We start from the raw sequence: 21449 nt of genomic DNA, 5'->3' as shown, positions 1-21449 counted from the left end.
CTTTGAGCAAGCGAATTTTATGGAAAGATGCCTGGCAGGCTATTTCCCGCTCGCTGGGCCGGTTTATCGCGATCTTTCTCTTAATGGCCGTCAGCGTGTTTGCCTTGATTGGCTTAAAAATTACGGGACCGGATATGCGGCAGACGGCAACCAGCTTTTTTACCCAGCATCATCTGGCCGATACCACGATTACATCGAACTATGGTCTGGATAGCCGCGATCGTCAGCTCATTCGACAGCAAAAGAGCGTTAAGCAGGTTGATTTTGGCTATCTGCAGGACAGTACGATTAATCAGACGAAGCGGGCACTGCGGATTTTTTCACAAACCAATGGCGTCTCAAGCTGGCAGACGGTCAGTGGACATCTACCGCGGCATGATAATGAGATTGCCGTCAGCTACCTGCTAAAGGGCAAGTATCATATTGGCCAGTGGATCACACTCAAGCAAGCAGGTTCGTTGAAGCATCGTCAGTTTAAAATTGTCGGCTTCGTACGTTCCAGCGAGTATCTGGATCGCAGCGACATTGGTCAGACAACGGTAGGAACCGGCCAATTGAGCGGGGTGGCCGTCGTTAAAAAATCAGCCTTTGAGACCGGGACTGCCTATGCAATCGCACGGATCACGTATAACCAGACGGCGAAAATGAATCCTTATTCCACGCGCTATACCAATTATGTTGAAAAACAGCAGCAGCAATTGAAGAAGGCCTTGAATCGGCATGGAAAAACCAAGCAGCAAAACTTGAACGTCAGCTGAAGGCAGCTCAGCAGCAACTTGCCCGGGCAACGCAGCAGGCCGCTTTGCTTCAGCAGAAAAATACAGGGGCAGGCAATGCGGTTCTCATTCAGCAGGCTGCTGCGCTTAAAAAACAGCAGGCCAAGCTCAAGCAGATGGGTTCGCCAACCTATACGCTGAGTGATCGAACGGAAAATCCCGGCTATGCCATTTACCGTTCCAACGCTGAACGAGTCGATATCCTGGCAAACGTCTTTCCGGTGCTGTTGTTTGCAATCGCGGCCCTGGTCAGCCTGACGACGATGACGCGTTTTGTGGAAGAAGAACGGATCCAGATTGGTACGCTCAAGGCTTTAGGATATTCAAATGCCGATGTGGCCAAAAAGTTTGCGCTGTTTAGTCTGTTGGCCAGTTCAGCTGGGGTGGCGCTGGGAGCTTGGGGTGGTTTTATGGTACTGCCAAAGATCATTTTTAAGGCCTATGCTGCCAACTCCACGCTCAGCGGCTTTCAGATCCACTTCTCATGGGCGCTGCTTTTGACGACCTGGCTTATTGCCATTCTCTGTACGACGGGCGCCGCGCTGTGGGCATTGCATCGTGACTTGAAAGCCAAGCCGGCCGCATTGCTGCTGCCTAAGCCACCTAAGGGAGGATCACGCATCTTATTGGAGCGTTGGCATTGGCTGTGGAATCGGCTCAGCTTCAACTATAAGGTAACGATGCGCAATCTCTTTCGGTATAAGAGTCGGGCGTTGATGACGATCTTTGGCGTGGCGGGTTGTACGGGACTTTTGGTAATGGGCTTTGGCATTCGCGATTCGCTCAGCGGCATCAGCAACATTGAATACAGTCGGATCATCAAGTACGATCTGATCGCCGTCCAAAATTCGAACAGCTCTGCCAAACAGCAGCGGCAACTGAAAAACGAGCTGAACGGCAAATCAGTGAAGGGACATACCGGTATCTATTTTGAACAGCTGACCAAGAAAGCCGGTGATGATGATGCCACGCAGTCGATCTCTTTAATCGTTCCAAACAATGAAAAAAACTTTAAGCAGTATTTCGCGGTCAAGAACCGGCAGACTAAAAAAACGCTTAAGCTGCCGCAAGATGGCGTGATAATCTCAGAAAAGCTGGCACGATTGCTCAACGCCAAAAAGGGCAGCTCAATCAAGCTTAAGGACGCGAGTGGAAAATGGCGGACGATGAAGGTTGCTGGCATCATGGAGATGTATATCGGTCACTATGTACTGATGAGTCCCCAGGCATACCAAAAGATTTTCCATCAGTCATATCAGACCAATGCGCAATTGATTACGCTTAAAAAAGGCGCTCAGCTGCAGCAGGAGTCGCAACGTCTGATGGCAACCGGCGCCGTAAAGGGGATCAATCAAAACGTCAATAATCAGCGGACGATTGACAACATCATGGGCAGTTTAAACCGCGTCATGATTATCTTGATCGGTTTAGCAGCCTTATTGGCACTCGTGGTTATCTACAACCTGTCCAACATCAATATTGAGGAACGGATGCGCGAGTTGTCGACAATCAAGGTTTTAGGCTTTTACGATCAAGAAGTGACGCTCTACATCTATCGCGAAACGATCATTTTGTCCGTGATCGGCATCCTGCTGGGCTATCTGGTTGGGATTGGTCTGCATCGCTTTATCATCTTGAGCTTACCGCCTGCCAACGCAATGTTTGATCCAACGATGACGCTGATCAACTTTATCGTTTCGGCACTGATTCCGGCGGTCATTACGGCGGGAGTAGCAATGGCTATGCACCACAAGATCCGAAGCGTTGATATGCTTGATGCATTGAGTTCGGTTGACTAGATGTGATTGACGAAAACCGTCTCTTTATGGGCGGTTTTTTTATTGGAAAATATGAACAGCAGCAGGTTTGCGGCTGTCCGCAGAAAAAGTTGCCGGGCTTGGAATTGGTTTATTGGAAAGATCGTTTTTAAATTTGCAAATGCTTTTACAGATTAATTTACAGAAAGCAGCACGGTTTAAAAACATAAAAGTTAATGGTGTAGACCATTATTGATTAAGATATCAAGCAATTCTTAGAATATTATTAAAAATCGGCTGATCTTGCGTTATGATTATCAGCACCAACTAAAGCTGAGGGGGTTGATAATTCATGTTGAGTACTTTGATCTTTGCCTTGATTCCGATTTTCGTTACGATTAGTCTAGGCTATCTGGCAGCCAGGCGCGGCATTTTTAATGACCAGGACAGCAAAAGATTCGTTAAGCTGGTTTTGACCTTCATGCTTCCGCTGCACGTGTTTGGCGGTCTATGGAGCACCTCGCGCCGGATTTTGATTGCCAACGTGCCGCTGATGGGCTGGCTGATGCTTTCGATGACTGGCTGCTACTTGATGATGATCCTGATCTATCGGTTTGGTCTTCATAATTCAAGACAGCTGGCCACGCTTAGAGCTATGTCGATTGCCAATCCATCGGTACCGTTTATTGGCTCGGCCGTTTTGCCATTATTGTTCAGTACCAGCAACAGTGCGATTACGATCGGCATCTGTTCCTTGACGGTTAACATCATCATGCTGCCGATTGCCTTTGATGCTCTGAGCAGTGACCGCTCACCCTGGAAACGGCTGGCAGCCACGTTTAAAAAGCCATTGGTGCTTGCGGCTGTTTTAGGATTTTTATTAACGTTGTGCGGTACCCAAATGCCAACTCAGCTGACCAGTACGTTTGATCTATTGGGTAAAGGTGCCGGCGGGGTGGCGATTTTTGCAGCCGGCATCGTCTTAGGGACGCGGCACTTGTCGTTTAATAAGACCATTTTTGGTACCGTACTGTTAAAAAACATCGCCTTTCCGTTGGTCGTGCTGCTGATTATGTGGATCGCGGGAACACCGGCTGTTTTAAGGCGCCTGGTCGTGATTGCCTTAGCGATCCCAACGGCAACGATGCCATCAACTTTGGCCATCCGCTTTGGTGTCAATGAAAAGGAGCTGGCATCAACGCAATTCTGGAGTACGGCATTTTCTTTGGTTACGCTGTCGGCATTCGTGCTGGCGTTGGCCTAGCATGTGGTTGGACGCTTTAAAATCAGCGAATAGTCAAGTTAAGTATGATTAATTCAAAAATTTACAATAGAGAAACAGCGCTGCAATAAATTCTTTACAATGATTCGTTAGTCTTAACCATGGAAACAGAAAAACACCTCAGATTGATCCATTGCGTCAATTAAGATCCGTTTCGTGTGATTCCTCGCCTATTTTGAGTCGTTTTGAGGGGTCGGGGCGACTCTTTAACAACTGGATTACAATTGGCAGGGCACCAATTTGAAATCTGCTCGTTTTGCTGCTTCCGAGGCAAGTCAAGAAAGTTCCTAGAATTAGACAAAACGTACCATACTCTTAACCTTAAGCACGCATGTTTCTTAAAGAAGCGGCGTGCTTTTTTGCGTTAAGCTTGAATGGAAACTCAGTATATTTTAATTAAAATAATTAACGACCGGTTCAGATAAAATAGCTGATCAGCAAAAAGGAGTGATTTTTTTGAGTGCATTGATTGAAATGAAGAATAATCGTCTAATGGTTCCTGATAATCCGGAGATTCCTTATTTACAAGGGGATGGGATTGGGCCTGAAATCTGGCAGGCCGCACAGCCAGTGCTGGATGCCGCCGTCAAACGCGCCTATCAAGGACAGCGTGAGATTGACTGGCTGCCGCTTTTAGCTGGCGAACGAGCGCATGAGCTGGTAGACGAATGGCTGCCGCAGCAAACCATTATGGAATTAAAACGGCATCTGGTCGCAATCAAGGGTCCCATGACGACGCCGGTTGGTACTGGTCATCGCTCAATCAACGTTGCCCTGCGACAAACACTTGATCTGTATGCCTGTTGGCGGCCGATTCGCTATTTTACTGGGGTGCCGTCGCAAGTCAAGCATCCGGAGCGCGTTTGCATCGATCTGTTTAGAGAAAATACGGAAGACATCTACGCTGGAATTGAAGCACCAGCTGATTCAAATGCTGCTCAGTCTCTAAAAAAGTGGCTGCAAGAAACCAATCAGCTGCAGCGCGTACGTTTTCCCGACACGGCCGCGTTTGGTATCAAGCCGATCTCAAAAGAAGGCTCACAGCGGCTGATTCAAGCTGCAGTTGACTATGCGTTGAAAAATCACCGCCATTATCTAACCCTGGTGCATAAAGGCAATATTATGAAAGAAACTGAGGGCGGCTTTAAAAAATGGGGATATCAGCTGATTGAGCAAAAATATGCCAAACAGACATTGACGATGCCGCGACTTGAGAAAATAAAAAAAGAGCAGGGAGAAGCGGTGGCGCAACAGGTCCGCCAACAAGCCCAGGCACAAGGAATGCTGATCGTCAATGACATCATCTGCGACAACTTTTTCCAGCAGGCATTGTTATTTCCAGAGCACTTTGATGTTGTTGCCACGATGAACCTCAACGGCGACTATCTGTCTGATGCATTGGCGGCGCAAGTGGGCGGCTTGGGAATTGCACCGGGCAGCAACATTAATTTCCAGACTGGCTGCGCGATTTTTGAGGCTACACATGGTACGGCACCGCAGCTAGCCGGAAAAAACTGCGCTAATCCAACCTCGCTGATTTTATCAGGCGCAATGATGTTGGAATATCTGGGATGGGGGAAAGCAGCCGAAATGATCAGAAAAGCAGTCGCGCAGGCTATTGCCATGCAGAAAGCAACGCCGGATCTAGTGCCGGCAGCTGCAGCGCTTTCCACCAGTCAGTATGGTGAGCTGCTGGTTAAGCTCATCAATTCTTAATCAAAAGCCTAGTTGGCAAAAGTTGCTTTTGATGAAACGGACGGTCAGCAAGACGCCGATTAGTAATCTGAAAGCCGAACATTTCGGGCTGATTAAGGCTGATTATTCTTTATAAAATGAAATGTTTTTAAAAATTTAAAAAATAACGCAATAGTTTGACTGATTTTAAATTTTAAAATAAATTCGCAAATTTAAAAAATGAGGTTGACATTATCTTGAACAGGGATTATTATAATAATCGTAAATTAAAAGTTGATAAGAAACAAAGCATTCTTAACGGAAAAGATTCGCTTAGAACTGCAATCCTGTAAGCATTAAGAGTCCATCTTATCAGATTTTAATTCTTCATTAAAACTGCGCATAATCTTTAAGATCGCGTACGAAAAAACGCCAGTGGCTTACCAGTCACTGGCATTTTTGTTTTCATAATGAATTAAATCACGGTCTGGTTCTTACTCAGCTGTCTGACGATTTATGGTCAACTACAATAATAAAACGCTGCCTGCAGACGTTCTCTGACAAGCAGCGTTTTCAATTAACGACCATCTAGTAGCGAATCTCGTTGCGGGAGCGGCCGCCATTGGCAATTGTAATGGCATCATTGGAGGCAATCTGCACCATGTTGCGGGCCGCAGTTTGAGTAAAGAAAGCAACGTGAGGAGTAATGACCACGTTTGGCATGGCTGCCAGCTCTTTGTAGTCGGCAGGAACGTCTTTTTCGGCCACGTTGGTTTGACCAAAGAAAGTCGTTTCGTCAGCCAGCGTATCCAAACCGGCACCGGCAATCTCGCCATCTTTTAGGGCCTTGATCAAAGCAGATGTGTCAATTAAAGCACCTCGCGCCATGTTGATCAGGTAGGCAGTCTTTTTCATCTTCTTTAGTTCTTTTTCGCCAATCATACCCCGCGTGCTTGGCAATAGCGGTGTATGCAGGGAGATAATGTCGGCTTCCTTGAAGATGGTTTCCCGATCAACGTATTCGGCAAATGGTTCCAGGGCGGGGTCATAGGCGATGTCATTGACTAAAACGCGGGCTCCTAAGGCTTTGTAGATCTGTGCCGTAGCCGTACCGATGTGACCGGCACCAATCAAGCCAACCGTGCAGTTGTAGATTTCATTGCTGATGAGCGTTTCATTCCAGCTGAAATCGTGGTTTTGGTTCATGCGGGCATCAAAAATCCCAATGCGGCGCAGCAGGTACATTGCCTGGGCGACTCCCATCTCAGCAATTGCACGTGGCGAATAGCTGGCGACATTGGTAACGATCAAATGGTTGGCCTTGGCGGCATCCAGATCCACCATGTCGACGCCGACCATGCGGCAGCTGATCTGCTTGATGCCAAAGCTGGCGAGTTTTTCGTAAACCGCAGGACTGCCCATTGAAGCAGTCTGCAGAACCGTGATGGCATCGAAGCCTTTTGCCAGATCAACCGTTTCGTCATTGAGCGGCTCATCAACCATCTTGAGTTCGGTTTGCGTCTGTTGGGCCCATTTTTCAGCGTAGGGCTTTTCATATGGGTGCGTACCATACATTAGCACTTTCATTTTAACGATTCCCTCCTGAATTTATTTATAAAACGACTAATATTATCATATCACGAGTTGCATCGAATAAATAAAACGAATTGCCAAATGTGATGAAAACATTTACAGATGGGATTTTGCTTAATAATCTTTAATATTGAAACCGTATGTCGAATTGATAAACGATTTGCCAAAGAAAAAAACAAAGCAAATCAAGTCCAGTTCAGACGATCGGCCGAAAAATATTGCGGATCAACGGTCTGAAACGGTTAAAGCAGCTTGCTTAATTTTGTTAATCGTTGATCAAGGGCTGATGCGCAATAATTGATGTTTGTTTAATTTTACAAATATTAGTTTTAAATGATTGACATTTTAAGGCGACTAAATTAATATAATGGCAATTCAATTAGAAAAATATTAGAGGAATGGAGGCATTCATTATGGATTTAGTCGTTGTAAATTTCATGGAAGATAACCAAGCAGGTGTCAGCCGACTGATTAGCGAGTTTCTGCATCGTCCCGTTACGGATCTGAATCAGGAAATCGTCAATCTAAGTGGGCAGACGATGGACGAACTGACGATGAGCCGTGGTGAAGAAAACCTCCGTCAAATCGAGCATGACGTTTTCGGTGCCAAGCTGGCGGAACGAAATGTCGTTTTAACCGCACCTAGCCATGTTCTTACTCGCTACGAAAACCTGAAGATGCTGCAGGAAACAGGAGCATTCGTCGTCGTATTGAAAGATCAAAAAAACGCGGACAAAACGTTTGAGGCGATGCTGGAACAGAGCTTTGGACATGATCGCATGATTGACGCGGCTGAGCTTTCAACCAAAGAAGCCGCCCGACGCGTTGCTGCTTGTTGGAGTACTCAAAAGGCTGCCTAGCCAGATAATTCGATTTCAAAAAAGACTGATCAGCAAAATGCTGGTCAGTCTTTTTGGTTATTGTTGATCGTTATTGATTTTTAAAACTTCAGGAAAAAGTGAGAGCAGATACTCGCGCGGTCCAATTTGGTAGTCAAACGTTACGTGGATGGGGAAGATCTCTTCATGTTCTTTAAGCTGCAGATGCAAGTGATGCTGATCAAGCCGCACTTTGATGCCCAGCTCCACGGCTTGACGAATGAGCGACTGCAGACTGGCAGAGCACTTGCCTTTCAATGCCGCTAATGGTTCGGTATATTCCGCAATGCGCTTGCGATCTGCCAAAGCGGTTGTGAGACCGAATTCCAAAAGATCGCCTTGAGGACTGATGTGATCGAGCAATTGGCCACTCAGCGTCAGTGCAGGATTTTCCAAGCGCTGTTCAGCCAGATCCAGGCTCTTGGCATATTTATCCGGCAAGTTCAGCTGGTCAGCAGTAGCGCGCAGCTGTTTAATCAGTGGGGCAGCAAGCGGCTTGACCCAGGCAAAGACTTCGGCCGGATGCTGCAAGGCAATCTGCTCATTGCGTTGGGCAGCCAGTTTTAGCTGTTCCGCTAGTTTTTCAGGAAGGGGCTGCAGCAGAGCATTGATCAAGAATAATTCCAAGAAGTTTAATGCCGCTGGGCTGACCCGTGCCGGCGTAAACGGATCCAGGTCGAACGAACGAAATTCCAGCCGTTCGGTACCGTTATTCTGCAGGTCGGCCAGACTGTCGCCACGACCCTTTAAGCGAACGGGACCGTAAAATTCATGCATCGAGAAGAACTGATGCTGATCAATTCGTTGCTTGAGCTGAGCAAGCTGTTCTTCAAATGAGTCATAGGTAATCTCCTCGCCTTTTTGGTTGGCATAGCCATATGAGCTGCTGCGAAGACTGCGAACTGGAAAACGCAGATCACGCGGTAGATTGCTTGGCAGATTGCCGGCAATTGGACTGGCGCCAAAAAAGTAGGTAAACAGCCAGCGCCACAACACAAAACTCTGGGCTAGCTTGAAGTTTAAAGCATTCTTAAAGTCGGCCAGCGTGGCGAAGTCTTCATTAAAACCGTGGTCCCACAGTGATTGCACCAACGTTTGATTGATGCTGTAGTTGATATGGACGCCGGTAAAGATTTCTCGAGCCGTGCCGTATTTTTGCTGTAGATAGTCGTGATATTCAGCCATCCAAAAGCGAGTGTTGAATGAACCGGCAAAGTCTAAATCATCTTTTGAAAAAGCAGGAGCGATGCTTAGCGGCCAGATGATCTCATCAGCCTGCAGATGGTCGGTCACCAGCTGCTGGAGCATTTCAAGATTGGCCAGATTGGCATCGGTACCCAGCGTTGGCGTGCCGGAAATCTCCAACATGTTGTCGGCAAAATCGGTTTTTAGATACGGATTATGCCGGCGTGACAAAAATTCGGCTGGGTATGGGTAGCGGCTGATGCGACCGTCCTTTAGCAAACGGTGCTCCTCCAGCTCTAATCCCATGTAGTTTTTTGTCAGCAGGCTGTTTAGCTCATTTTCGGCGATGATTTGACTTAACTTGCTCATAATGGTCCCCCATATCGATAAATGGATGTTCGGAGATATTATAACGAAAAAACCAATTTTGTCTAATTATTTACTCATTTTATTTTAAAGAAGCTGGTCAGCTGCCGTTATGATCAAAAAAGCTAAGCCGTCTTGCCATTCCAGATGGTGACGGGCAGAACCACGGATTTAACGTTTTGGCCGTTGATGCGTGCCTGCAGCAGCTGTACTGCCAGATCAGCCATTTCATCAATGGGCTGCTGAATCGTGGTCAGTCCCGGCAAAAGCAGGCGGGTGACGTTGCTTCCGTCATAGCCGACAATCTTGAGGTCTTCCGGGATTCGCTTGCCATATTCGCTGGCCAGATTGATGATCGTGCTGGCATCGGTATCGTTGGCGGCAAAAATACCGTCGACTTCGGGGTGTTCTTCAAAGATGCGCCGGAAAACCCGCTCTTTATCAATGGTACTGATGTTGAAGTCCAGATGGTAGGTAATGGCCGGCAGATTGTTTTTGGTCATCAGATGCTCATAGGCCTCGCGCCGTTTTTGCGTTGGCGTGTCTAATCCAAGCGGGCCGTTGGTGTGGATGATGTGGCGACAACCGTCATCCAACAGGCGCTGGGTTGCCAGCAGACCACCCTGGTAGTTGTCTGAAGAAACCACCGGAATATTTTTACCGACAACCTGATCAATGGCCACGACTGGCAGATTGGCATGCTGATAGCCGATCAGACCACGATTTTGAGTTCCGACGATCAAACCATCGACTTGGTGCGTCAACAGCTGCTGGAGATAGTTTTCTTCTTTGGCAGGATCGTTTTGACTGTTGCCGATCAAAACCTTATAACCATTGCGATAAAGCTGACGTTCCATCTCGGCTTCCAGCTGACTGAAAAACGGATTGTCAACGGTAGGAAAGATCATGCCGACCAGATCCGTCCGCTGCTTATACAGCTGCCGAGCGATGATGTTGGGGCGATAATCAAGTTCCTGCATTGCTTTTTGAACCTTGGCAATGGTTTTTTCGCTTAGGTAGCCGCGATGGTTCAAGACACGCGAGACAGTGGTCTTGGAAACGCCGGCCGCGGCAGCTACGTCTTCTAATTTAGGCCGATGATTGGCTTCCATATTAGGCATTCCTCCATTATTCGTAAAATTGCTTAATCTTCATGTTACACGTTTTCGTGAATAAAAGCCATTCGGGAGCGAATATTTGCTGTCGACCGATGAAATAATTACTGACAACCGGTTGACACTCACGTTGGTAAGCGCTAACATTATAGCCGTAGAGAAGTGAAAGCGTTTTAAAACGACGCTCAAATAAGGATTCAGAGGTGACATTTATGTTGTTAGGAAGCATTGAGGCCGGTGGGACAAAGTTTGTATGTGCAGTGGGGAACGAAGACTATCGCATCATGGACAGTACCAAGTTTCCAACGACGACACCCGCAGAAACCTTGCAAAAATGCATTGACTACTTTAAGCAATTTAACGATCTGCAGGCGATTTCGATTGCTTCGTTTGGCCCAATCGAGATTCGGCGCAACTCACCAAAGTACGGCTACATTACCAACACGCCTAAACCAGGCTGGGCCGATACTGATTTTGTCGGGACGCTGAAAAAAGCCTTTAACGTACCGATTGCCTGGACGACTGACGTTAACGGGTCGGCATATGGCGAATACGTCTTGTCAACGCTGTTCAACCAGCGGCTGCGCTCTTTGGTCTACTTTACGATTGGAACCGGTGTTGGCGGCGGCGCGGTTGTGGATGGTCATTTTCTTGGCGATCTGGGACACCCGGAAATGGGACACATTCGCGTAAAGCGGCATCCAGATGATCTTGATTTTCCAGGCATCTGTCCTTTTCATGGCGACTGCCTGGAAGGGCTGGTCAGCGGGCCGACTTTTGAGGCACGGACGGGAAAGAAGGGTCAAGACGTGCCGCTTGATGATCATGTCTGGGATATTATGGCCTATTATGTTGCACAGGCTGCCCTCGACACGACCTTAATGATGCGGCCAGGGAAGATCATTTTTGGCGGCGGCGTAGTCAGTGAGCCGTTTTTGGCAAAAGTGCGGAATGAATTTGCCAAGCTGTTGGACAATTATGTTGAAGTCGGGGATCTAACGGACTACATCACGATGCCGCTGGCGAAGAACAATGGCTCAGCGACGATCGGCAACTTTGCGCTGGCCTTAAAGGCAATTCTTGAATAAATAAACAAAACGTTTCGTAAAGATACTCTAGCAAACTGAAATGCTGGAGTATTTTTGTTTTTTCGGTAATCCAATAATGATATTATTACTCTTTAGAAAGGTTGAAAAGGTTTAAAGGACGGAGGAAACGTTGAATGAAAAAGATAATTGTTCGTGCTGACGATCTGGGATACTCATGTGCCGTCAACTACGGAATCTATGAGGCAACGCATCGTGGCATCGTTAATAACGTCTCGCTGATGGTCAATCTGCCATTCAGCGAGCATGGCTGGGAGCTGTTAAAAAACGAACCAGACACTGATGTTGGGCTTCACGTCGTAATCTGTGCGGGGAAACCGTTGAGCGATCCAAAACTGGTATCGAGTCTGGTGCAGGAAGATGGGAGCTTTAAGCGTTCGCAGGTCTATCACGATGCTTTTGAACAGGGAAAAGACATTGTTGATTACGAAGACGCGGTCAGAGAAGTCGAGGCGCAATACGAATGTTTCGTGGAAATGACCAAGCGCGAGCCGGACTATCTGGCAGGTCACACGGTACTAAGCCTTAATTTTATTCGGGCGCTGCGTGACGTGGCCAGTGAGCATCAGATTCCATATTTAAGCTTTGACGTTGAGCATGAGGTTGAGTTTCAAGGCCAGAAACTGACGCCATTTATGGAAGATTTCAGTTTGGATTATGATCCAGTGGCAACGCTGGCGCACGTACTTTCTGCAGCTGACAAGCGTCCACATGTGATTCCTGAACTGATTTTGCACCCTGGTTTTTTGGATCAGTTTATCCTGCAGCATTCACATTTGGTTTACCCAAGAACGCTGGATGTTGAAATGGCAACCAGTGGCCAGGCAATTGAAATGATTGAGCGACACGATGTTCAACTGGTTCGGTATTCCGAGCTGGTCGACTCCGCCAAAGCATGACGTCTAGACTAGGGATAAGCGTTGGCAAAGCGAAAAGTGGTTGTGATAGGGATTGGGAGTTAAAATACGATTCAGCTGGAAATCGCTACTGAATCGGGCTTAAATGTTCAATCAAACAGCAATCATACCAGATCCATTTGACTGTATATTAGCTGAGCATATGATGAGTTGGGAGATTCATCGGCTGCTCAGTTTTTTTATGCTTAAATTTTGGTGACGCTGTATTTTAATATAGTAGTATGAATTTACCTTAACTAAAAACATTATCTAGATCGATCAGCAGTTGCTATTGATAGAATGCCAATTATTACCGAGCAAAACGACTTGATTTATCAACTGGGAGTTTTGCTGACAACTGCGATTAGTAATGCTGGTGATTGGCGTTAATGGCTTGATCTGTGACATTTAAAGCAGCTGTTTCAGCAAAATTGATAGTTTCGTCCTATCGCAGGCATGCGAGCGTGTCTTGCTACCAGACAATTACGCCTCCGTGGGTATGCGGGTGTGTCAATTGTGGAGCAAAGCGAGTCTTGGTCAGTTTGGAGGGCGGAAATTACCTACTCTAGACTGCTTTTGATCCGGAAGTAGGTAATGATGATTTTGTCATATGTTAATATGCAGGATTTTTTGTATAATAGCTGCAATTGTGAGATTAGTCATTGCCAGCGCGTTAAATCATCTGCTATCAATAACATGTCTTGAGCAGATAATGAGCTGTTTGGCAGATAAAAGTACTGCGGCAATATAAAATAGAGCACCTCGCCAAGCAGCGAGATGCCCTGTTTTTAAGCCTTAGTCTCAATAATATTTCTAATTTAGTATGACTTTTTGGGCTATTTTTGATTTTCCTTTGCCAAACGGTCAATCAATTGCAGATCGTCTGAGAAGAAGCGATGGTAGGCGATGTAGCATGAGCATACCGATCCCAAACTGGTAGCCGAAAGCAGCATGAAAACGACCATGATCTGATATTTGATCGCGTATACCGGATCCACGCCGGCAAAGATCAATCCTGACATCATCCCTGGCAGACTGACGATGCCATAGGTTTTGGCAGAGTCGATCGTTGGCTGCATGCCGGTTTTAATGCAGGCTCTCACAATGTCGCCGCAAGCTTGAAAGGCAGTCGCGCCAAGGGCAAGTCGTTCCTCAACCGCTTGATGCATGTCATGAAATTTAGTTTTCATCTGCCGGTAGCAAAGACCAATGGCAACCATTGAATTGGAGGCAATCATTCCGGCAATCGGCACGATCTGCGAAGGGATGAACTTGATGGCTCCAGACCAAACCAAACCACCCATCGTAATGCCGGTACTGATCAAGATTGCCAAAAAGGATGGCCAAAACAGCTTGGGAATGCCACTGCCACGGCCGGCCGCGTTATGAGCCGCGTTAAAGATGATGATGAGTACCATGGCCCCGGTAACCAGAACGTTATTGAGCGCGAAAATGTATTTGAGAAGATAGCCGACAATCGTTAGCTGAATGATTGCCCGGACGACGCTGATGATCATGTCGCGGTTCAGTCCCAGCTTTTGACGATATGAGATAAACAGAGCAATCAGTACCAGTCCGGCGGCATAGACCAGGCTGATGTTGTTGACGTGGACGCTATTCATTGATTTGGCCTCCCTTAACGGTAATGATCTTTTCTGCCTTGGCCAGTTCATCAGGATCATGGGTAATGGCCAAAATAGTGCCGGTTTGACGATAATTGGCAATCAGCTGATGGACGATCTGCTTGTTTTGCGCGTCCAGACCGGTCGTTACCTCATCCAGCAGCAGAATCGCTGGTTTAAACATCAGATTACGGATCAAAGCCACGCGCTGTTTTTCGCCGCCGGATAGACTGGCGATGCTTTTGGTCAGGTAGTCCTTAGGCAGATTGACCTGATCTAAAAGTTCCTGCTGTCGGTTTCGATCAGGGGCCTGATTGCGAATCTGAAATGGGAAATCAAGATTGTCGCTGACCGTTTCGCCAAACAAGACGGGCTGCTGAAAACAATAGGAGACGTGGCGGCGATATTCCTGGGGCGGCATCTGAAAGGCGTTTTGTCCTTGATATAAAAGCTCACCACTGCTGGGCGATAAAAGGCGCGCACAGATTTTTAGAATCGTGCTCTTGCCAGCTCCAGAAGGCCCGGCTAATGTGATATAGGCTCCTTTGGGTACGCTTAGATTAATGTTTTTTAAAAGCGTTTTTCCCTGCATGGTCAAGCTGATTTGACGCAGTGTTAGTATGTCAGCCATTTTTTTCACCTCATATGGATTATTTAAGCATATTTAGATTCTATCTTTTTCAGATGAGCAGCTCAACAAATTGAACCTGTAGGCGCTGTCAAAGAATTGCGATATAATATCTTTAATTATGCAGATAAAGTTTTGGGGGAAATCATGCGAAAAACTACTAATAAAAGTACAACCGAATTGCCAATCAATCTTAACCAAAAGCCGGCTGAACCACTGCAGAATCTGGATCAAAATCCCAGTGAGTATGATCATGTCTACGTACGGGCATTTTCGGGCGTTGAGTTTATTATTTTAATCAGCGTGATGATCTTATGCCTGTTCTATCGATTTGGGCTGGCACTGGCAGTGTTGCTGGGCGGTCTGCTGTTTTATCAAAAAGTCGGCATCCGTGATCCTAAAACCGGTCAGTCATGGGTCGTAGCGCGCAAAAAATGGCACCAATACTGTCGCTATAATAACATCGACTGGAAACGGTGGCGTGAGCAGAGCCGAGCAGAGGCGGTTGCGGTGCAGATCAAGAAACGGCAAGCCAAACAATAGTTGATAAGGAGTTTTTTTATGTTACAGTCAGTGAATTTAATGATCTATGTCGATGATGTTGAAAAGGTAGCCGCTTTTTTTGAGCAGGCAGCTGGGACGCCACGAATCAGTGAAGAAACGATGATCGACGGTTCAAAGACGATTACGGTCCCGGTTCTTCCTGAAGCCAGTCTCCAGTTTTTCAGTCGCGCCTTTATTCAGAAATACTCGCCGGAAGTTGCGCTGAACTCGCCTTCAATCATGTTTTATGTTGACGATCTGGCGTCGGCACATGCCAGACTGCTGCAGATGGGCGCGACCGTTAATGAAATTGTTTTGGTAGGCAGCCAGCAGACGTTTAATTTTGCCGATCCGGAGGGCAATTGGTACGCGGTTGCTGAAAAAGACGTTTAAGAGCTGGCTGCCTTTAACCTTGGCTGAATGCCGATCACGACGACGGTTGACAGACAAATAAAACGATATTTAGTATATTCATCCGTACAAATATCCGATCTTGAGCTATAATTAAAGTACAAATAAAGCTTAGGGGATGGATATCATGAATAAGAATAAGCTGCCGCTGCAAAGCGATGCTACGATGGAATACGATCGGCCGTTTGAGCGCTTGATTCCGGTTGGTCAGTTTCTCTTTTGGATGCTGGCCTTGGCGTTTGCGCTGTTCATGCAGTTCGCTCTGGCAGCTGTTTTATTGGTATTGGGCCTGGCTTGCGGAATTCGCGTCTCAATTCGTGATCCCAAAACGGGGCGGTCATGGAGCGTGCCACGGCAAAACTGGCGGCGCTACTGTGAATATAACCGAATCGATCGTCACAGCCTAAGACAGCAGATGAACGTGGCCGCCATTAACGAAGCAATTAAGCAGCGAAAAGCGCAAGCCGCTCGTTGAATGAAAGTCAAATAAAGAACCGCACCGACTCAACCAGTCAGTGCGGTTTTACTTAGTTCTGTTTTAGTTGGGAATGGCTTTGGGCTGGATGCTTTGCTGGCCGTTTTTTAGGCGGCAGCAGCCAGCAGATCAGGTTCATCAACGCAATGATTGCCAAGACGATCAGCAGTCCGATCCAAAAATCATGAGCCGGATGAAAAGCAGTTAATAAAGCCATCATGATGATCACCTTCCTTAAAGCAGCTCGCCATAGTGACGAATATAAGCTTTCTTGATGCTGGTGGCTAAAAGCATGTAGCAGATTACACAGGGGATCAAGTACCAGAAATAGCTGTCTGGCAAGGCGACAAAGCCGATTGCCCGGCCAACCGCAGTGAACGGAATCAAGGTTGCCAGGGCAATGCCAATCGTTGAGAGCAGAATCAGTTCAGCAGAGGCACGGCTTTGAATAAAGGGGATCTTAGGAGTTCTGATCATATGAATTACCATCGTCTGACTCCACATTGACTCGACAAACCAGCCTGCCTGAAACATGCCGACGTATTTAAGCTGTATGGCCGCCAATACGGCACCGGAGAAATGCGCCGGCAGATCAGTATAAAGAATGCCATGGGAAACGAATAATGGACAGAAGATAAAATACATAAACAGGTAGGTTGTCAAATCAAAGACGGAGCTGGTCGGTCCCATCCAGATCATAAAGCTGCCAATTGAAGAAGCATCCCATTCACGCGGAATTTTGAGATAGTCAGCATCGACGTTGTCCCAAGGAATGGCGGTACAGCAGCAGTCATAGATCAGATTGAGCAGCAGCAGATGAATACTCTTCATCGGTAAGAATGGCAGCAGCGCGGCAGCAATCAAAACAGAAAAAATGTTCCCAAAATTGGAAGAAGCCGTCATCTTGATGTACTTGATCATGTTGGCATACGTCTTCCGCCCTTCCACGATGCCACGCTCCAGAATCATCAGGTCTTTTTGCAGCAGGATAATGTCGGCCGATTCTTTAGCCACGTCAACGGCATTATCGACGGAGATGCCGATATCGGCTGCTTTCATGGCTTCCGCGTCATTAATGCCGTCACCCATGTAGGCAACGGTATGGCCTTTAGCGCGCAAGGCAGCGACGATACGGGCCTTCTGATCGGGAGTCAGTTTGGCAAAGACCTGCGTTTGTTCGACTTGCGCGGCTAGTTCTTGATCTGACATCTTGACTATCTCTTCACCCAAAAGCAGGTGGGCGACCGACATCCCAACTTCCTGACAGACGGTGGCCGTAACCTTGTCGTTGTCGCCAGTCAGAATCTTGGTGGTGACGCCATGCTCCAATAAGGCTTTTAGCGCGCGACCCGTTGATTCTTTTGGCGGATCCAAAAACGCCAGGTAGCCCATTAAAACCATGTCTTTTTCATCTTTGGCGCTTAAAACGTCAATTGGCGCCGGATCGGTTTTCTGTGCCAGAATCAGAACCCGAAAGCCTTTGCCGTTTAAACGATCAACCGTGGCCTTAACTTGTTTTTGCAGGGCGTCATTGAGCGGCTGGATACCGGTTTTGGTTTCGGCATAACTGCAGACGCTAAGCATTTCTTCAACCGCGCCCTTGGTTACCATCTGCCGCTTGCCGTTTGGATCCTTGACGACGATGCTGAGTCGCCGCCGCTTAAAGTCAAATGGAATTTCGTCGATCTTAACGTAGTCGTTTTCCAGATCCTGTAGTTCGGGATGCGACTCGGTGTCCTCGGCTTTGGCAATGATGGCCTTATCCATTACGTTTTTATAACCAGTTTGAAAATAGCTGTTTAAAAAGGCATGTCTTAAAACACGATCATCGGCTTGGCCATCAATATTCCAATAACAGTCCAAGACGATCTTGTCCTGAGTCAGCGTGCCGGTCTTATCAGTACAAAGAATATCAGCGGCCCCGAAGTCTTGAATCGAATTAAGATTTTTGACGATCGTTTTTTTGCGGCTCATCGCGATGGCACCCTTGGCCAGACAAGTGGTAACGATCATCGGTAGCATTTCTGGCGTCAGCCCAACCGCCGTTGAGATCCCAAACAAGAAAGCCTCGAGCCAGTCGTGCTTAGTCAGACCATTGATCAAGAATACCAATGGCACCATGACCATCATGAAGCGGATCAAAACCCAGCTGACGGAATTGACGCCCTTGGTAAAGTTGGTAGTGACCTTTTCTTTGGCGACGGCCCCTGCCATTGAGCCAAACATTGTGTCTGAGCCGACTTCAATGACCAGTCCCAGCCCGCTGCCTGAGATGACGTTGCTGCCCATCAGCGCGATGTTTTCGTAATCAGTAATCTGATCTTTGGGCGTCTCGTCAGCCGCGCTTTTTTCAACGGGACGGCTTTCCCCAGTCAGCTCGGAACGATTGACGAACAAGTCGGTGTTTTCCAGAATTCTCAGATCGGCGGGAATCATGTTGCCGGCTGAAAGATGAACGATGTCGCCGACCACGACGTCATTGAGATCAACGTCTTTTTCCTGACCATTGCGCGTGACGGTACAGGTTGTCTTGATCATTGCCAGCAGCTTGGCCGTTGCGTTGCCGCTGCGGTATTCCTGAACAAAGCGCAGCAAGCCGGAAAGCATGATCATCGTAACGATAATGACGACCGTGGCACAGGTGAAGTTTTCTGGCCGGCTGCCAAACAAGGAAAAGTAAGGAAAAATCATATCGGTAAACGTGGACACGATTGCCAAAATCAATAGAATTGCCGTGAATGGATTAACAAAAGCGCTGATCAGACGCTTGCCAATTGACGGCTGGTGCTGCTGCTGCACGTGGTTGGCTCCAAACTGCTTGCGGCTTTGCGCTACCTGCGAATCATTTAGGCCTTGTTGACTGGTGTTGAAATGTTTGAAAAGCTCGGCTGGCGAATGCGTTGCTGCATAATCAACGCGTTTTTGCCGAGCTTTTTGCGCCGCGACTTGATCGGAGGCGGCGTCAGCATGATTTTTTTGCCTGCTCATTATCAAAGCCTCCTTACTGATAAAGATCGCTTTCATCTGATTTTGCCTTTATTTTAGCGCGTTTTTTCGCAAGCGGTTTCAAAAAATCTGAATAAATAGACAGTTATAGGGAATTGTATCAAAATATTTATTCCTATCTGATGCTCGATAGTGGGGACAGTTGATGGCGGCTTTCATTTAGTAGGCTATTTTTAAAAGCGCGGATTTGGTAAAATTAAAGGAAATATTAAGAGATGGGGGGCAGGCAAATGAAAAAGCAGAATGCCTGGCTGCTAGGTCTTTTGACTTTGCTGCTGATCTTGCTGGCGCCAGTCGTGGGTCATGCGGATGGCGACTTTACCATTAAGCATTACCAAGTGAACGTCGACGTGTTAAAAAACGGCGACGCGGATCTGACGCAAAAGATTACCTATGATTTTGACGGTGATTTTCATGGCGTTTATTATAATCAAGACCTGCAAGGCATCGGCAAGGCTGATCAGATCTCGGCAGCCGTGGAGCAGAATGGTAAGCTGACTAACCTGGCGCTCAGCCAATCCGGTCAGAATAATACCGTTAAGGCCACGCAGAGCGCAGACTGGCTTAAGCTCAAGGTCTATCATCAAATCAGCGATGCAGAAGCAACCTTTATCTATCACTACCGGCTGCATGGCGTGATTACCAGTTACCAGGATACGGCAGAGCTGAATTGGAAGATCATTGGGACGGGCTGGGATGAAGCGCTGCATGACGTTTCAATTACCATTCAGCTGCCGGCTAAAAACGTTGGCTCGCTTAAAGCCTTTACGCACGGTCCGCTAAACGGCAAAACGTCAGTCAAGAAGCGGCAGGGTCAGGTTAAGATGACGGTCGACCGCGTGCCGGCCAATCAGTTTGTTGAAAGCCACCTGCTGTTTGCCAATGCCGTCGTACCGCAAAATGATAACCGAGTCGCCAAAAAGGTCCTGGCTGCTAAGCTAAAGCAGGAGCAGCAGCTGGCAAAAGCGGCTAATGCCAAGCGCGCCCAGGAAAAAAGACGGCGACAGCTTTTCAAAATCGGCTACAGTACAATATGCGGCATCAGTATCTTAGCTTATGGCTGGTGGTTGATTAAAAAACATCCCCAGCGATCCAAGCAGCCGCCACTGGTTCATTCTTTTGAGATTCCGCCATATCCAGTTGAACAGGCCTACGTGATCGATAAAAATCAACAGCCTGACGCGCGCGTACTCAGCGGCTATCTAATGCAGCTGGCAGGTGAATATAAGATTGCAATCAGCAAGACTGAAAACGACGACTATCGGTTTACCGTCAAAAAAACGGCCGTGATTGCCGAAAATCAGCTGCTTAAGATTATGTTTAGCGATTGCGGGGACGGCCAAAGCTTTACGATCCAGCAGCTGAAAAAATGGAGCAGGCAGCGCAAGCACGCTAAAAAGGTCGCGAAAGCCTTTGATCAATGGTCGCAAGCCAGTCTGGAAAGTGCCAGAAAAACCGGCTACTATGATGCCGACGCGGACCTGTTCAAGCAGATTGGCATCTTTTGGCTGATCGCCGAGCTTTTGCTGATTTTTGGGATGATTTTTATCGTCGCTGGCTGGATTTTCAAAATGATCGTGGGGCTGATATTTGCAGGCGGCTTTGGCTGGGGAATTATATATTACCGCCAGCTCCTGCCATATACGCCAAAGGGTCAAAAAATGAAATATGATTTAGACTGCTTTATTCTCATGCTCAAAGATATTGGCGACTTCAAGCTCAAAGAAGTTGGCGACATTGTTTTATGGGAACAGATTCTGCCATATGCGACGGCGTTTGGGCTGGCCAAAAAAGTTATTCGTGAATTAAAACTTTCATTTGATGAAGCAGAGCTCAATGATACGCTTTTAATTACGTACCCATGGATTTTTGCCAGTGATCCTTGGACAGGCGCATTTGAAAGCACTTTTGAAAAAGCCTTGGATACCGGCAACTCATCTTCAGCAACCGGCGGCTCGGGTGGCTTTTCAGCCGGCAGTTCCGGTGGCTTTGGCGGTGGCTCAGGCGGCGGGGCTTTTTAAGATAATTACCTTACTGATGGCAGTAATCTTGAATTTTAGATTCGTTGGTCAGTGCGTTTTAATATTGTTAGCAGCGAACCATGATTATCACGGCTGCAATTGTTTAGGCGACGTT

The 21449-nt window shown here is 47.2% G+C and carries 16 protein-coding genes and 1 pseudogene; 10 read left to right on the top strand and 7 right to left on the bottom strand.

Annotated features, from left to right (window positions below; translation table 11 throughout):
• Positions 1-2 precede the first annotated feature (2 nt).
• The 3 genes and pseudogenes from H0G69_RS05170 (at position 3) to icd (ending at position 5531) form a co-directional block, all read left to right on the top strand.
• Positions 3-2575 (top strand): annotated as a pseudogene (locus H0G69_RS05170) (ABC transporter permease).
• A gap of 310 nt (positions 2576-2885) precedes the next feature.
• Positions 2886-3797 (top strand): AEC family transporter, encoded by a 912-nt coding sequence (locus tag H0G69_RS05165; protein WP_180304302.1) that lies wholly within the window; start codon positions 2886-2888, stop codon positions 3795-3797.
• 474 nt (positions 3798-4271) lie between these two features.
• Positions 4272-5531, top strand: a complete 1260-nt coding sequence (gene icd, locus H0G69_RS05160) for an NADP-dependent isocitrate dehydrogenase (RefSeq protein WP_240164310.1) — start codon at positions 4272-4274, stop codon at positions 5529-5531.
• Positions 5532-6077: 546 nt separating this feature from the next.
• Here the strand turns inward: icd and H0G69_RS05155 are convergent.
• A complete protein-coding gene (locus tag H0G69_RS05155; RefSeq protein WP_180304301.1) occupies positions 6078-7076 on the bottom strand; it encodes a D-2-hydroxyacid dehydrogenase in 999 nt (332 codons plus the stop codon).
• Between the two features lie 419 nt (positions 7077-7495).
• Between H0G69_RS05155 and H0G69_RS05150 the strand changes: the two genes are divergently transcribed.
• Entirely contained in the window at positions 7496-7942 is a 447-nt protein-coding gene (locus H0G69_RS05150; protein ID WP_074504374.1) for a shikimate kinase, read from the top strand.
• Between the two features lie 57 nt (positions 7943-7999).
• On the opposite strand, the gene H0G69_RS05145 is transcribed toward H0G69_RS05150, so the two are convergent.
• Both H0G69_RS05145 and H0G69_RS05140 read right to left on the bottom strand, forming a co-directional pair.
• Positions 8000-9514, bottom strand: a complete 1515-nt coding sequence (locus H0G69_RS05145) for a glutamate--cysteine ligase (RefSeq protein WP_180304300.1) — start codon at positions 9512-9514, stop codon at positions 8000-8002.
• Positions 9515-9636: 122 nt separating this feature from the next.
• Positions 9637-10623, bottom strand: coding sequence for a LacI family DNA-binding transcriptional regulator (locus H0G69_RS05140; protein ID WP_033935429.1), 987 nt, complete (start codon positions 10621-10623; stop codon positions 9637-9639).
• Positions 10624-10838: 215 nt separating this feature from the next.
• Here H0G69_RS05140 and scrK point away from each other — a divergent pair, with 215 nt between their 5' ends.
• Together scrK and H0G69_RS05130 are read left to right on the top strand one after the other, a co-directional pair.
• Complete coding sequence (gene scrK, locus H0G69_RS05135) at positions 10839-11714, top strand: fructokinase ScrK (protein ID WP_180304299.1); 876 nt, start codon at positions 10839-10841, stop codon at positions 11712-11714.
• A 134-nt stretch (positions 11715-11848) separates the two neighbouring features.
• Positions 11849-12631 carry a ChbG/HpnK family deacetylase gene (locus tag H0G69_RS05130; RefSeq protein ID WP_006499846.1) on the top strand — a complete coding sequence of 261 codons (783 nt, stop codon included), beginning with the start codon at positions 11849-11851 and terminating at the stop codon, positions 12629-12631.
• An 833-nt stretch (positions 12632-13464) separates the two neighbouring features.
• On the opposite strand, the gene H0G69_RS05125 is transcribed toward H0G69_RS05130, so the two are convergent.
• Positions 13465-14250, bottom strand: a complete 786-nt coding sequence (locus H0G69_RS05125) for an ABC transporter permease (RefSeq protein WP_034540360.1) — start codon at positions 14248-14250, stop codon at positions 13465-13467.
• Entirely contained in the window at positions 14243-14881 is a 639-nt protein-coding gene (locus H0G69_RS05120; RefSeq protein WP_180304298.1) for an ABC transporter ATP-binding protein, read from the bottom strand. Before H0G69_RS05120 ends, H0G69_RS05125 begins: the two co-directional genes overlap by 8 nt.
• Positions 14882-15025: 144 nt before the next feature.
• Between H0G69_RS05120 and H0G69_RS05115 the strand changes: the two genes are divergently transcribed.
• The 3 genes from H0G69_RS05115 to H0G69_RS05105 all read left to right on the top strand — a co-directional run bounded on the left by H0G69_RS05115 (position 15026) and on the right by H0G69_RS05105 (position 16307).
• Positions 15026-15421: a hypothetical protein gene (locus tag H0G69_RS05115; protein ID WP_180304297.1), complete on the top strand. Its 396-nt coding sequence runs from the start codon at positions 15026-15028 to the stop codon at positions 15419-15421.
• Positions 15422-15439: 18 nt separating this feature from the next.
• Positions 15440-15814, top strand: a complete 375-nt coding sequence (locus H0G69_RS05110) for a VOC family protein (protein ID WP_180304296.1) — start codon at positions 15440-15442, stop codon at positions 15812-15814.
• A 145-nt stretch (positions 15815-15959) separates the two neighbouring features.
• Positions 15960-16307 carry a hypothetical protein gene (locus H0G69_RS05105; protein ID WP_180304295.1) on the top strand — a complete coding sequence of 116 codons (348 nt, stop codon included), beginning with the start codon at positions 15960-15962 and terminating at the stop codon, positions 16305-16307.
• Between the two features lie 52 nt (positions 16308-16359).
• On the opposite strand, the gene H0G69_RS05100 is transcribed toward H0G69_RS05105, so the two are convergent.
• Positions 16360-16527, bottom strand: coding sequence for a hypothetical protein (locus tag H0G69_RS05100; RefSeq protein ID WP_180304294.1), 168 nt, complete (start codon positions 16525-16527; stop codon positions 16360-16362).
• A gap of 14 nt (positions 16528-16541) precedes the next feature.
• Positions 16542-19295 carry a magnesium-translocating P-type ATPase gene (gene mgtA, locus H0G69_RS05095; RefSeq protein ID WP_180304293.1) on the bottom strand — a complete coding sequence of 918 codons (2754 nt, stop codon included), beginning with the start codon at positions 19293-19295 and terminating at the stop codon, positions 16542-16544.
• Positions 19296-19543: 248 nt separating this feature from the next.
• Between mgtA and H0G69_RS05090 the strand changes: the two genes are divergently transcribed.
• On the top strand, positions 19544-21334 hold the full coding sequence (locus H0G69_RS05090) for a DUF2207 domain-containing protein (RefSeq protein ID WP_180304292.1): 1791 nt from the start codon (positions 19544-19546) through the stop codon (positions 21332-21334).
• The last annotated feature ends 115 nt before the right edge of the window (positions 21335-21449 follow it).

The organism is Limosilactobacillus mucosae, from assembly GCF_013423865.1.
Taxonomy (GTDB): domain Bacteria; phylum Bacillota; class Bacilli; order Lactobacillales; family Lactobacillaceae; genus Limosilactobacillus; species Limosilactobacillus mucosae.
The sequence above is the reverse complement of the archived record's forward strand: the minus strand, read 5'-3'. Positions and strand labels throughout refer to the sequence as shown.

What these genes read in the sequence shown, in the direction of transcription:
- H0G69_RS05110 (WP_180304296.1), top strand. Translation starts at nt 15,440, where the DNA reads ATGTTACAGTCAGTGAATTTAATGATCTATGTCGATGATGTTGAAAAG.
- H0G69_RS05140 (WP_033935429.1), bottom strand. Translation starts at nt 10,623, where the DNA reads ATGGAAGCCAATCATCGGCCTAAATTAGAAGACGTAGCTGCCGCGGCC.
- H0G69_RS05145 (WP_180304300.1), bottom strand. Translation starts at nt 9,514, where the DNA reads ATGAGCAAGTTAAGTCAAATCATCGCCGAAAATGAGCTAAACAGCCTG.
- H0G69_RS05090 (WP_180304292.1), top strand. Translation starts at nt 19,544, where the DNA reads ATGAAAAAGCAGAATGCCTGGCTGCTAGGTCTTTTGACTTTGCTGCTG.
- H0G69_RS05115 (WP_180304297.1), top strand. Translation starts at nt 15,026, where the DNA reads ATGCGAAAAACTACTAATAAAAGTACAACCGAATTGCCAATCAATCTT.
- H0G69_RS05100 (WP_180304294.1), bottom strand. Translation starts at nt 16,527, where the DNA reads ATGATGGCTTTATTAACTGCTTTTCATCCGGCTCATGATTTTTGGATC.
- H0G69_RS05155 (WP_180304301.1), bottom strand. Translation starts at nt 7,076, where the DNA reads ATGAAAGTGCTAATGTATGGTACGCACCCATATGAAAAGCCCTACGCT.
- H0G69_RS05125 (WP_034540360.1), bottom strand. Translation starts at nt 14,250, where the DNA reads ATGAATAGCGTCCACGTCAACAACATCAGCCTGGTCTATGCCGCCGGA.
- H0G69_RS05165 (WP_180304302.1), top strand. Translation starts at nt 2,886, where the DNA reads ATGTTGAGTACTTTGATCTTTGCCTTGATTCCGATTTTCGTTACGATT.
- scrK (WP_180304299.1), top strand. Translation starts at nt 10,839, where the DNA reads ATGTTGTTAGGAAGCATTGAGGCCGGTGGGACAAAGTTTGTATGTGCA.
- H0G69_RS05130 (WP_006499846.1), top strand. Translation starts at nt 11,849, where the DNA reads ATGAAAAAGATAATTGTTCGTGCTGACGATCTGGGATACTCATGTGCC.
- H0G69_RS05150 (WP_074504374.1), top strand. Translation starts at nt 7,496, where the DNA reads ATGGATTTAGTCGTTGTAAATTTCATGGAAGATAACCAAGCAGGTGTC.
- mgtA (WP_180304293.1), bottom strand. Translation starts at nt 19,295, where the DNA reads ATGAGCAGGCAAAAAAATCATGCTGACGCCGCCTCCGATCAAGTCGCG.
- H0G69_RS05105 (WP_180304295.1), top strand. Translation starts at nt 15,960, where the DNA reads ATGAATAAGAATAAGCTGCCGCTGCAAAGCGATGCTACGATGGAATAC.
- H0G69_RS05120 (WP_180304298.1), bottom strand. Translation starts at nt 14,881, where the DNA reads ATGGCTGACATACTAACACTGCGTCAAATCAGCTTGACCATGCAGGGA.